Annotated in this window: 7 protein-coding genes; 5 read left to right on the top strand and 2 right to left on the bottom strand. The window is 62.1% G+C overall.

Features of this window, described 5'->3' with window-relative positions:
- Positions 1-358: 358 nt before the first annotated feature.
- Complete coding sequence (locus M2497_RS13615) at positions 359-1,978, bottom strand: PvdJ/PvdD/PvdP-like protein (RefSeq protein ID WP_248487948.1); 1,620 nt, start codon at positions 1,976-1,978, stop codon at positions 359-361.
- A 142-nt stretch (positions 1,979-2,120) separates the two neighbouring features.
- Between M2497_RS13615 and pvdM the strand changes: the two genes are divergently transcribed.
- The 3 genes from pvdM to M2497_RS13600 are packed head-to-tail and all read left to right on the top strand — an operon-like array spanning position 2,121 to position 5,655.
- Positions 2,121-3,470 (top strand): dipeptidase, encoded by a 1,350-nt coding sequence (gene pvdM / locus M2497_RS13610; RefSeq protein WP_248487947.1) that lies wholly within the window; start codon positions 2,121-2,123, stop codon positions 3,468-3,470.
- Positions 3,471-3,488: 18 nt separating this feature from the next.
- Positions 3,489-4,760: an aminotransferase class V-fold PLP-dependent enzyme gene (locus M2497_RS13605; RefSeq protein WP_248487946.1), complete on the top strand. Its 1,272-nt coding sequence runs from the start codon at positions 3,489-3,491 to the stop codon at positions 4,758-4,760.
- A gap of 34 nt (positions 4,761-4,794) precedes the next feature.
- Entirely contained in the window at positions 4,795-5,655 is an 861-nt protein-coding gene (locus M2497_RS13600) for a formylglycine-generating enzyme family protein (protein WP_248487945.1), read from the top strand.
- Between the two features lie 472 nt (positions 5,656-6,127).
- Here the strand turns inward: M2497_RS13600 and M2497_RS13595 are convergent, their stop codons facing one another.
- On the bottom strand, positions 6,128-6,958 hold the full coding sequence (locus M2497_RS13595; protein WP_248487944.1) for a N(5)-hydroxyornithine transformylase PvdF: 831 nt from the start codon (positions 6,956-6,958) through the stop codon (positions 6,128-6,130).
- A 201-nt stretch (positions 6,959-7,159) separates the two neighbouring features.
- Here M2497_RS13595 and M2497_RS13590 point away from each other — a divergent pair, with 201 nt between their 5' ends.
- Entirely contained in the window at positions 7,160-8,812 is a 1,653-nt protein-coding gene (locus M2497_RS13590; RefSeq protein WP_248487943.1) for a cyclic peptide export ABC transporter, read from the top strand.
- Positions 8,813-8,956: 144 nt separating this feature from the next.
- Entirely contained in the window at positions 8,957-11,353 is a 2,397-nt protein-coding gene (locus M2497_RS13585; protein ID WP_282579057.1) for a TonB-dependent siderophore receptor, read from the top strand.
- Positions 11,354-11,439: the final 86 nt, after the last annotated feature.

Here is an 11,439-nt window from a genome sequence, read left to right as displayed (position 1 = left end):
AGTCACGGTTGAGAAGAAAGTCCGTTTTCAGCTGCCGTTTGGATCGGGTCTGCTGGGCGCACCGCGGTCAAAAAACGCGGGCGCAGCCGGGGGCCTGGAGAGGCTTCCGGCAGGCTTGGAAAATTAAGGGATTTGGCGGGCGGGGGGTGACATGGGAAGCGGGGACAAGGTGGGACGGGGTTGGTTCAATCTCGGAGGGATTCCCGTGGTGGGCGGGTCTGTTGTAGTGAGCGGGCTTGCCCCGCGCTGGGCTGCGAAGCGGCCCTAATCCGGCCACCTCGTTTTACCTGAAAGAACACACCGGCTTTGATGGGGCTGCTGCGCAGCCCAGCGCGGGGCAAGCCCGCTCACTACAGCCTCAGGCAAGTTTCAGGTGACGGGCATACCACGGTCGTCTCGGCACCCGCTTGAACAGCCCCTGCAGCCTGTTTTCGTCTTCACCGAAGGTGATGCGCAGCGCCAGCTTCATGGTCTCCGGGTCCATCTCCATCGACCGGCCCATCTGCAACCCTGGGGTGGTGCTGCAGCCGTGGGTATCCGGCCCCAGCCAGGGGTCGCCGACTTCCACCCAGCGGCCCGGCGCGAACCAGGCTACGCCGTTGACCTCCATGCGGCGGACTTCGCCCGGATTGAAGCGCTCATGGGCGCGAAACCAGTCTTCGATGCGGTCGTCGATCCAGCCGTGGAAGTGCCAGAACACCGGGTTGACGTGGGAGGAAAACGGGTCGCCGAGGAAGTCGTTTTCCGCCGCGTACCAGCGCGGGGCGAAGTCGGAGGGGTCGCGGGCCATGGGCACCGGTGCGCCGTTGGACGGGTCGCGGGGCACCGAGGCCCAGCGCATGTGCAGCCAGTCGTGCAGGCCCAGCTCCATTTCGGAACCGAGCTGCCCCAGGGTGAATCTGGCCAGGTAGCGCGGGTCGCGGTACTGCGACTCCCACACCTGGAAATTGCTGTGATAGGTCTCGGCGGCCTTGATGTCGCTGACCCACTGGGTGTAGTCGCTGTCATCCGGCGCCCACCAGGTGGGCGGCAGCGCAAAGCCGTCGTGGTTGTCGAAGTAGCGCAGAAAGCCCAGGCGATCGCGCTCCAAGGCCGGTTGCGGCTCGGGGAATTGCGGCCATGAAGGCAGGTCCTGCATGGAGCGCGCGGTGCCGAGCATGTGGCGGTGCATGAAGAAGAAGTCGATACCCGAACCGTTGCGGTCCTTGCGCTTGCCCCGGGCGTCGCGCTCCTGGCCACGCGGGCCGGGTTGCCAGCCGATGCCGCGCAGGGCGTCGCGCTTTTCTTCGGAGAGTTTGTGCCACTGGTCACGGGTGGCATGCCACAGTTGGTGGAACAGACGGTGTTCGGGGGAGATCAGCCAGGCCAGCAGGGTCGGGTTGAGACCGATGCGTTGCCGGGCCTCGGGGAACCACTGTTTATGCGCGATAAAGCGGTTATCACGCTCGACCAGCGCCAAGGGCCGGTCGAGGTCGAGGATCTGACCGCTGAGTGTGCTGCTGCCGGCATTGGCAAAATCCGCCCAGACCTGGTCAAGGGTCATCTTGAACTCATAGGCGGGGACGCCGTCAATCGCGTCGCGGTCGATCAGGCGCCAATAGAGCACGGCGCTCTCCCCTGTCAGCAGGTCACCCAGCACGCGGTAACGTGGCTCGCCCCTGGCGCGCAGGTTGGCAGCGGTGTCCAAGTACCCCCTCAAGCCACGTCCACGGGGGGCGATGTCGAGCAGCAACTCCAGACCTTCCAACGGCAGGCCCTTGAGGCCGGCGTCGCGGCCTTCCAGGCGCAGGCTCCACACCCCACGCAGCGTGTTCGCTAGGTGCTGGCCGGCGGTATCGGCCAGGTCTACCGTGGCTTCGCCGGGGGTGATGGGCAATTCTTCTTCACGCGTCAACTCGCGATGGGCATAGAAGGCGGCCGGCACAGCGGCGCCGGTCAGCGCCAGGCCTGCGATGAACCCACGTCGAGAGATGGTCATTGTCTACCTTAGGAAACGGCTTTATCAGAGCTAGAACGTTTGCACGCCGGGGAAATTTACCGGCGCGCCCTGCCCGCCTAAATTTCCCTGCCTATCACTCGTTCTTTCCTGATAGCGAAGGCCTCAACTGACTGAGATGGCAATGACAAAACCACGTTCGAAAAAGGCGCTGTATATCGGCTTGCCGTTGGCACTGGCCATCGGTGCCGGGGCCGGTTTCCTGGTCTGGGATCACTGGTTCAAGGGCAATGCCGGTTACCCGTTGGAGGTGATCAAGCAGGCCAATGAAATGCAGGACCGGCTGTTGTCGTTCGACAGCCATATCACCGTGCCCATCGATTTCGGCACCGCTGGCAACGAGGCGGACAAGGACGGCAGCGGCCAATTCGACCTGGCCAAGGCGGCACGCGGGCGCTTGTCCGGTGCGGCCCTGACGATATTCGGCTGGCCGGAAATCTGGAACGGCCCGAATGCACCGCACAAGCCCACCGACGGTTTTGTCGAAGCCGCCCGCAACGAACAGGAAGTGCGCTACAAGATCATCAGCGGCATGGTGCGCGACTACCCCAACCAGGTCGCCATCGCCTACACCCCGGATGATTTCCGGCGCCTGCACGGCGAAGGCAAGTTCGCGATCTTCATCAGCATGCTCAACGCCTACCCGCTGGGCAACGACCTGAACCTGCTGGACCTGTGGGCGGCGCGCGGCATGCGCATGTTCGGCTTCAGCTATGTAGGCAACAACGCCTGGTCGGACTCGTCGCGCCCGCTGCCGTTTTTCAATGACTCCACCGACGCCCTCGACGGTTTGTCGGACATCGGCAAGCAAGCGGTGCACCGCCTCAATGACCTGGGGGTGATCATCGATGTATCGCAGATGTCGACCAAGGCCCTGGAGCAGGTGGCGCAGTTGAGCCGCACACCGATGGTCGCCTCCCACTCGGCGCCGCGTGCGTCGGTGGATATCCCGCGCAACCTGAGCGACAAAGAGCTGCAACTGATCAAGCAGAGCGGCGGCGTGGTGCAGATCGTGGGCTTCTCCGCCTACCTGCGCCCGTTGAGCCAGCCGACCCGGGACAAGCTCAATGCCCTGCGCGCACGGTTCGACCTGCCGCCCCTGCCCAACCTGGCCGTGGCCTTGATGCCGGGCGACGCGATCATCGCCGCCTGGCCGGAACACAAGTTCGGCGAGTACGCCAGCGCGCTGTACGGCATCCTCGATGAAGAACCCAAGGCCACCCTCAAGGACCTGGGGGACGCCATCGACTACACCGTGCGCAAGATCGGCATCGACCATGTTGGCCTCGCCTCGGACTTCAACGATGGCGGCGGCGTGCAGGGCTGGAACAACGTCGGCGAAATCCGCAACGTCACCGCCGAACTGATCCAGCGCGGCTACTCCGAAGCCGATATCGCCAAACTGTGGGGCGGCAACTTCCTGCGGGTGTGGGACCAGGTACAAAAATCCGCCAAGCCGTTGGCCAACCGTTAATCATCCAGAAGCCAGTCCATGACCGACCGCCGTACGTTCCTCAAGCAGGCCGGGGTATTTGCCGCCAGCCTGCCACTGGGCGCCGCCCTGCTGCCCCAGGCTATCGCCGCCCCTGCATCGAATGACCCATGGACGGGGTTCAAGCAACTGTTCAACCAGGACCCGGACTACCTGCATTTTTCCAACTTCCTGGTGGCCACGCACCCCAAGCCGGTGCGCGAAGCCATCGAGCGCTACCGCGCGCAGATCGACCGCAACCCGGGCCTGGCCATGGACTGGGGCCTGCAGGAAACCTGGAAACGTGAAGGCCAGGTGCGCGAATGGGCCAGTCGCTACCTTAAGGCCACGCCGGCGCAGATCGCCCTCACCGGCAGCACCTCCGAAGGGCTGGCGATGATTTATGGCGGGATCAAGGTGCGGCCTGACCAGGAGATCCTCACCACCGTCCACGAACACTACGCTACCGAGTTCAGCCTGGACTTCCGGGTGCGCAAGGAGCAGACCCAGGTCCGCAAGATCAGCCTGTTCAAAAACGCCAACCAGGTGTCCGTGGACGAGGTGCTGGGCAATATCCAGCGCAATATCCGCCCCAACACCCGTGTACTCGGCATGACCTGGGTACAGTCCGGCAGCGGCGTGAAACTGCCCATCGGCGAGATCGGCAAGCTGGTGGAAGAACACAACCGCAACCGCGACGACAGGGACCGCATCCTGTATGTGGTGGACGGTGTGCACGGTTTCGGCGTGGAAAACCTCGACTTCCCGGACATGCGCTGCGACTTTTTCATCGCCGGCACCCACAAGTGGATGTTCGGCCCACGGGGCACCGGTGTGGTGTGCGCCCGCGACCCGCAAAACCAGTACGTGACCCCGATGGTGCCGACCTTCTCCGAAGACAAGGACTTCGCCACCACCATGACCCCGGGCGGTTATCACGCCTTCGAGCATCGCTGGGCGGCGGATGAGGCTTTCAAGCTGCATCTGCAGTTGGGCAAGGCGCAGGTGCAGGCGCGCATCCACGCCCTGAACAGCGAACTGAAAGACCACCTGCTGGCGCACCCGCGTATCGAGTTGGTCACCCCGCGCAGCCCCGAACTGTCGGCCGGCTTCACCTTCTTCCGGGTCAAAGGCCAGGACAGCGATGCCGTGGCCGACTACATGATGAAAAACCGCGTGGTGATCGACGCGGTGGACCGTGATGTCGGCCCGGTGATCCGCACTTCGCCCGGCCTGCTTAATTCCTCCGATGAGATCCAGCGTTTCATGACGCTGCTGGACCAACGGGTGTAATGCACCGCTTTTCCACTTTGAATGAGAGGACCCCATGAACAACCCCCTCACGGCATTGGCACTCACCGCCCTGTGCGGCGCCTTGCTGCCCAACCTGGCCCAGGCCGCCACGCCGCAACCCGGCAAAGTATTCAAGGACTGCAAAGACTGCCCGGAAATGGTGGTGCTGCCGGCTGGCACCTTCACCATGGGCACCCCCGAGGATGAAGTCGGCCGCGAGCCGGATGAAGGCCCGATGCATGAAGTGACTTTCGCCAAGCCGTTCGCCATGAGCCGCTTCCACATCACCGCCGGCGAGTGGGACAGCTATATCCGCCAGACCGGCGTGAAGATCGCCGACGGCGACACCCGCCCCGGCCGCGAATGCATCGCCAGCAAGCCGCGCTACCCCCAGGGCCCGCGCCAGCCGGCGGTGTGCATGGACATGGACGACATCAAGCAGTACGTCGCCTGGCTATCGAAGAAAACCGGCCAGCAGTACCACATGGTCAGCGAAGCCCAGCGTGAATACGCCGCGCGTGCCGGCTCCACCGGACCGTTCCCCTTCCCGTTCGACGAGGGCAAGGACTACAGCATTGCCAAGCACGCCAACACCTATGGCCCGGCCGATGGTTACAGCTACTCGTCACCGGTCGGCAGCTACCCGCCGAATGCCTTCGGCATGTACGACATGCATGGCAACGTCTACGAGCGCGTGGCCGACTGCGAACACCCCAACTACATCGGCGCGCCCACCGACGGCAGTGCGTGGATGGAGCCGAACTGCGAGGGCTACATGATTCGCGGCAATGATTGGGGCGAGGCACCGGTGTTTTCACGCTCGGGCAACCGCAACACCATCTACCCGCAGACGCGGGGGGATTGGATTGGGTTCCGCGTCGTACGCGACCTCTAACCGCACTGGAAATCCATTTGTGGGAGGGGGCTTGCCCCCGATGGCGGTGTATCAGTCACTCCCGCCATCGGGGGCAAGCCCCCTCCCACATGTTTAACCGTGCCTGCTTTAGATTGCCTTGCCTTCAGCATGCGCGATGTGCGCGGGTTGGATGGGGTTTCGCGTCATGCGCGACCTCCAGGAACACTGGAAATCCATTTGTGGGAGGGGGCTTGCCCCCCGATGGCGGTGTATCAGTCACTGCCGCCATCGGGGACAAGCCCCCTCCCACATGTTTAACCGTGCCTGCTTTAGATTGCCTTGCCTTCAGCATGCGCGATATGCGCGGATTGGATGGGGTTTCGCGTCATGCGCGACCTCCAGGAACACTGGAAATCCATTTGTGGGAGGGGGCTTGCCCCCCGATGGCGGTGTATCAGTCACTGCCGCCATCGGGGGCAAGCCCCCTCCCACATGTTCAACCGTGCCTGCTTTAGATTGCCTTCCGGGCCAACAACGCCAGCCCTTCATGCAACGCCGGGAACAGGCTGTTGTTGAAGTTGTTCCAGCGCAACTCAAGGATGGTGTCGTCCGGCGCGATCTCGGTCTTGAGCACGTCGTGGAACACTTCACCGGAATCAATGCCGTTGTCCACGTAGTGAAACGAGGCACCGGTGAGGTACAGCGGCTCGGATGGCGTGGTGGCCTTGGTCGCCCAATCCGTGACCGTCAGCCCCCGCGCACCGTACAGCGCGTTCCAGGTGGCATAGGCGCCGCGACGTTCGTACGGCGATTCGATACGGGTGATGCCCGGGTGGATGTTCATGATGCGGCCGGCAAACGGCGCACCAGGGCGCACCAGCTCATCGAGGATCACCAGCAGGCCGTCGAGCACCACGATGTCCGCCTTCAATTCCACCAGCGTGTCGTGCAGGCGACGTTCGAAGTCCTGCTTGCCGGCGATGTGTTCCGCGCTGCCCCGTGGCAGGCGCCGATAGGTGGACGGCACGCTCAGCAACAAGTCATTGACCAGGCGCCCCTGCACGCGCAGGTCGGCCGGGTACAGCCATTGGCTGCCCGGCTGGTAGGCGAAGCCGTAGTCGCGGACCAGTTGCTGGTCGCGCGGGTTCTGCTCGTCATCGTCATATACCACGCCCACCAGGTTGTAAGCCTCGCCCAGCGGCGTGTCGTTCAGGGCCCCTGCCAGGGATTCCAGCACCGACATCATGTAGCGCTCGTGGTCCTTGTAGGCCACTGGCTGTCCTGCCTTGTCGGCGGCGGCATTGCGCAGTGACCACACGTACACCAGATTCCTTTTCGTCATTGTTTCGCTCTCGCTGGATAAATCAGGCACGCGCCAAAACGCGTGCGGCTACTCCACAAGAACGAACCAGGCCCCGCCTAATTTATCCATCCCCGCCACCGCCGGGCACGCCGCGCTAAATAGTCACGCCAATCCTTCGTTTGTCATGGGTAAGGGTCTGTGTGCCCAGCCCCCTCTTTTTTCACTTTCCGGGAAGTATTTATGACCGACCCCAAGCGCGGCGCCTTCAAAGGTTTGCTCGCATTGCTCAGGCCCTTTCGCACCATCGTGACCGTCTCCGTCGCCCTGGGCATGGCCGGCGGCCTGGCCATCACGCTGTTGCTGGCGACCATCAACAACGCCTTGCACTCGTCCACCGGGATGACGCAGGGGGTGATTCTGACGTTTGCGGCGTTGTGTGTGCTGGCACTCACCAGCTCGATCGTCTCCGATATCGGCACCAACTATGTGGGCCAACGCATCATTGCGGCACTGCGCAAGGAACTGGGTGAGAAGGTGCTTTCGGCGCCCATCGAGCAGATCGAGCAATTTCGCTCTCACCGCCTGATCCCGGTGCTGACCCATGACGTCGACACCATCAGTGATTTTTCCTTTGCGTTCACGCCGCTGGCCATCGCGACTACCGTGACCCTGGGTTGCCTTGGCTACCTGGCGTACCTGTCGGTGCCGATGTTCCTGATGATGATCGTTGCCATCGTGATTGGCAGCAGCGTGCAATTCATCGCCGGGCACAAGGGCATCCGTGGCTTCGACGAAGCCCGCGACCAGGAAGACGAATTGCAACGCTACTACTCCGCGATTGCTTCCGGTGCCAAGGAGCTGCGCATCCACCGCCCACGTCGCTACCGCATGAACACCCACCGCATCCAGGAAACCGCCGACCGCATCAGCGATATCCAGGTGCGTTCGGTGAACATCTATATCGTCGCCAAGACCTTCGGCTCGATGCTGTTCTTCGTGGTCATCGGCCTGGCCCTGGCGATGCAGGCCTATAACCCGAACCCGGACCCCGCAGTGATCACCGGCTTCGTGCTGGTGCTGCTGTACATGAAAGGCCCGCTGGAGCATGTGGTTGGCTACTTGCCGATCATCGGCAAGGCGCGGATTGCCTTTGCGCGCATCACCGAGCTGTCCGACCGCTTCTCGTCACCCGAGCCGCACTTGCTCATGGATGGCAGCGAAGCCCCCACGCCGGTGGTCAACAGCCTGGAATTGCGCGGCGTGACCTACAGCCCGCCGCCGGTGGAAGGCAGCCAGCCGTTCCACCTGGGGCCGATCAACCTGAGCATCCAGCAGGGCGATATCGTGTTCATTGTCGGCGAGAACGGCTGCGGCAAGACCACCCTGATCAAGCTGTTGCTCGGTTTGTATCAACCCCACGCCGGGGAAATCCGCCTCAACGGCGAAACCGTGACCGACCCGGCGCGCGACGACTACCGTCAGCTATTCACCACGGTATTCGCCGACTACTACCTATTCGATGACCTGGTACAGGGCAGTGCCACGCAGTCGCTGGACAGCGCCGCCAAGTACCTGGAACGCCTGGAAATCGCGCACAAGGTCAGCGTCAAGGACGGCGTGTTCAGCACCACCGACCTCTCCACCGGGCAGCGCAAGCGCCTGGCCCTGGTCAACGCCTGGCTGGAAGAGCGCCCGGTACTGGTATTCGACGAATGGGCCGCCGACCAGGACCCGGCCTTCCGCCGCATCTTCTACACGGAACTGCTGCCGGACCTCAAGCGCCTGGGCAAGACGATCATCGTGATCAGTCATGACGACCGCTATTTCGATATTGCCGACCAGTTGGTGCGTTTGAGTGCCGGAAAAGTCGTTGCAGAACTGGAGCCCGCATAAATTTTTCCGGTTTATGCGAGTGCGAACGTCTCATATGCAGCAATGAGAATTAACCGCATTAAGTACCTATCTGCTAACATCTAAAAAGAGAAACAATCCATGCCAGTACGGCTTGCCCTCAGCCCGTTGAGCACCGCAGTCTCCATGCGACGGGCTTTGAAATTAAACGTTCTCCCCAGTGCCCTGGCCCTTGCGGTCAGCCTGCCAGTGGCGGGCTATGTTCAGGCGCAAGAGTTCGAATTGAACATCCCGGCGCAACCTTTGAGTACAGCGTTGCAGGTATTCGGTCAACAAACCAACCTGCAGCTCCTGTATAGCCCGGACACCGTCAAAGACAAACACAGCAGCGCCGTCAGCGGCAAGATGGATCCGGTGCAGGCCATCGAACGCCTGCTGGCCGGTACTGGCGTGAGCTACAGCCTGCAGGGCAGCTCGATGATCATCAACGCACCCGCCTCCGGCACCGGCGCCTTGGAGCTGGGCGCGACCCAGATCAATGCCAACCAGTTGGGCACCATTACCGAAGGCACCGGTTCCTACACGCCAGGTACCATCGCGACCGCTACGAAGATGGTGCTGACGCCGCGTGAGACACCGCAGTCGATTTCCGTCGTCACCCGCCAGACCATGGACGACTTCGGCCTGAACGGTATTGACGACGTGATGCGCCACACGCCAGGCATCACTGTCTCGACCTTCGACAGCGAACGAACCAACTACTATTCCCGCGGCTTCCCGATCCAGAATTTCCAGTATGACGGCGTACCCACTACGCGCAATGAGGGTTACTCGGCTGGCCAGACCCTCAGCGACATGGCTATCTACGATCGCGTCGAAATCCTCAAGGGCACCACCGGCCTGATGACCGGCGCCGGCGGCCCTGGCGGCACCATCAACCTGGTGCGCAAGAAGCCGACCGCCGAATTCCAGGGCCACGTAGGCCTGGGCGCGGGTTCATGGGACAACTACCGCTCTGAACTGGACGTGAGCGGCCCGCTGACCGATAGCGGCAATGTCCGCGGGCGCGCCGTTGTGGCGTACCAGGACAAGCATTCGTTCATTGACCACTACGAACGCAAGACCAATGTCTACTACGGCATCCTCGAATTCGACCTTTCCCCGGACACCCTGCTGACCGTTGGCGCCGATTACCAGAACAACGATCCCAAAGGATCGAGCTGGTCGGGCAGCCGCTCGCTTTTCGATGGTGTAGGCAATGAAATCAAGTTCGACCGTGGCTACAACAACGGGCCGAAGTGGAGCAGCTGGGGGCAATACAGCCGCAGTGTATTCGCCACCCTGGAACACGCCCTGGATAATGGCTGGATCGCCAAGGCCAACTACAGCAACCAGCTCAATGGGTACAACGCGCCATTGGGTTATGCGTCGCCGATCTCGGGCACTACCGACAGAACTGCAGTCTATGGTTCCAAGTTCACCGGCAAGACCATCAGCAACAACGGTGACTTCTACCTCTCCGGGCCGTTCAGCCTGGCTGGGCGCGAACATCAGTTGGTCGTCGGGTCCTCGGTGTCGCGTTCACACTGGGAAGGCAACGACTATTACGGCTATGAAGCGACCTATCGAGACAGCAACAATTTCCCGCTCTATGAATGGAACGGTGACAGCCTTGAACCACAATGGGGCCCTGCCCACGAAAAAGACGACATCACCCGCCAGGCCGCCGTCTACTTCTCGACCCGCCTGAGCATCACCGATGATCTGTCCGTATTGCTCGGCTCACGCCTGACCGACTACCGCCTGACCGGCACCAACGATTCGCGCGAAACCGGCAAGCTCATCCCGTATGCGGGTGTGGTGTATGACCTGAACAAAAATTTCTCGGTGTACGGCAGCTATACCTCGATCTTCATGCCGCAACAACTGCGGCCCGACCGCAACAACAAGATGGTCGAGCCAGACGAAGGCGAGAACTACGAGATTGGCCTGAAAGGTGAGTTCTACGACGGCCGCTTGAACGCCAGCCTGGCCTACTTCGAGATCCATGAGTCCAATCGTGCCGAGGAAGACACTGAGTACAACAACAATATGCCGGCCAACTCGCCTGTCGAGTGGGCCTACAAGGGCGTCCAGGCCACAACCAAGGGCTATGAAGCCGAGATCTCAGGTGAACTGCTGCCGGGCTGGCAAGTGCAGGCGGGCTACACCCACAAAGTGATCCGCGATGACGACGGCAAGAAGTTCTCCACCTGGGAACCTCAGGACCAGCTGAACTTCTACACCAGCTACAAGCTGACGGGCGCGCTCGACAAACTGACCCTCGGCGGCGGCGCCCGCTGGCAGGGCGAGGCCTGGCAGGACGTCTACAACCGCGGCAAGAGAGTGACCCAGCGCTTCTCCCAAGACCCGTACTGGCTGGTTGACGCAATGGCGCGCTACCAGATCACCAAAAACCTCTCGGCCTCGGTGAACGTCAATAACGTGTTCGACAAGCGCTACTACACCAACATCGGGTTCTACACCTCGTCCTACGCCGGCGACCCACGCAACGTGATGTTTTCGACCCGCTGGGACTTCTGACCCTACACCGGCACCCCCCGACACCCTGAGCAGGCAACACCTGCGCAGGGTGTTTTTTTATGGGCGGTACGGTGCCTCTGCCGTGC

The organism is Pseudomonas sp. CYM-20-01 (assembly GCF_023169845.1).
GTDB classification, from domain to species: Bacteria; Pseudomonadota; Gammaproteobacteria; order Pseudomonadales; family Pseudomonadaceae; genus Aquipseudomonas; species Aquipseudomonas azotoformans.
Note: the sequence above shows the minus strand (reverse complement) of the source record. Positions and strands in the feature narration are given on the sequence as shown.

Excerpts from the sequence above, each read along its gene's own strand:
- M2497_RS13585 (WP_282579057.1), top strand. The coding sequence starts at position 8,957 with ATGCGACGGGCTTTGAAATTAAACGTTCTCCCCAGTGCCCTGGCCCTT.
- M2497_RS13590 (WP_248487943.1), top strand. The coding sequence starts at position 7,160 with ATGACCGACCCCAAGCGCGGCGCCTTCAAAGGTTTGCTCGCATTGCTC.
- M2497_RS13595 (WP_248487944.1), bottom strand. The coding sequence starts at position 6,958 with ATGACGAAAAGGAATCTGGTGTACGTGTGGTCACTGCGCAATGCCGCC.
- pvdM (WP_248487947.1), top strand. The coding sequence starts at position 2,121 with ATGACAAAACCACGTTCGAAAAAGGCGCTGTATATCGGCTTGCCGTTG.
- M2497_RS13615 (WP_248487948.1), bottom strand. The coding sequence starts at position 1,978 with ATGACCATCTCTCGACGTGGGTTCATCGCAGGCCTGGCGCTGACCGGC.
- M2497_RS13605 (WP_248487946.1), top strand. The coding sequence starts at position 3,489 with ATGACCGACCGCCGTACGTTCCTCAAGCAGGCCGGGGTATTTGCCGCC.
- M2497_RS13600 (WP_248487945.1), top strand. The coding sequence starts at position 4,795 with ATGAACAACCCCCTCACGGCATTGGCACTCACCGCCCTGTGCGGCGCC.